Below are 526 nucleotides of genomic sequence, written 5' to 3' on the forward strand. Positions count from 1 at the left end.
GGTGTATATCATTAGCTGTTGATTTTTCGGATAATTCCTTCTATCTCAGCTTCAAACTTAGGGGAAATAGCGTGATTATAAGGACTACTTTCTAAGATTGCCGTAATCTCAACCTGTTTTGATTTGATTAACGCCTCTGCCTGTAAGCGTTGAATTTGTAAAATTTTAGCTTGAGTTTCGATACTCTTATTCTGAACTTCTCCAGCATCCTTGAGGGATTGCCTAGCTTCTTTCAATTGGACCGCTTGGATATAGACTGCTATACCAGCAGCGCTGAATGCGAGTCCCGTAAACAACACATTTACCACACTTAGCGCATTGGATATATTTTGAAGCGTCGGAGTATCACTGAACAAATGATGTCCGGCAAACATTGCTGATACTACAAATACAACGACAGCGGCACATACTGCCAAAAGTTTAATGTAACTCATTTCCACTCCAATTTTTTATATCCGCAGGCAGAAAACACCTAACGCTGCGTTAAGGGGTGAGTGCCGCATAAACCAACTTTTCGCAGACCACC

1 protein-coding gene is annotated in these 526 nt (G+C 41.3%); it reads right to left on the reverse strand.

From position 1 onward, the window contains the following. Window positions 1–11: 11 nt before the first annotated feature. Window positions 12–434: a hypothetical protein gene (locus tag GOU96_RS18200; protein ID WP_140211002.1), complete on the reverse strand. Its 423-nt coding sequence runs from the start codon at window positions 432–434 to the stop codon at window positions 12–14. Window positions 435–526: the final 92 nt, after the last annotated feature.

The sequence above is a fragment of the Vibrio sp. R-1 genome (genome assembly GCF_035615595.1).
In the GTDB taxonomy this organism is placed as follows: domain Bacteria; phylum Pseudomonadota; class Gammaproteobacteria; order Enterobacterales; family Vibrionaceae; genus Vibrio; species Vibrio cholerae.

Excerpts from the sequence above, each read along its gene's own strand:
- GOU96_RS18200 (WP_140211002.1), bottom strand. The coding sequence starts at position 434 with ATGAGTTACATTAAACTTTTGGCAGTATGTGCCGCTGTCGTTGTATTT.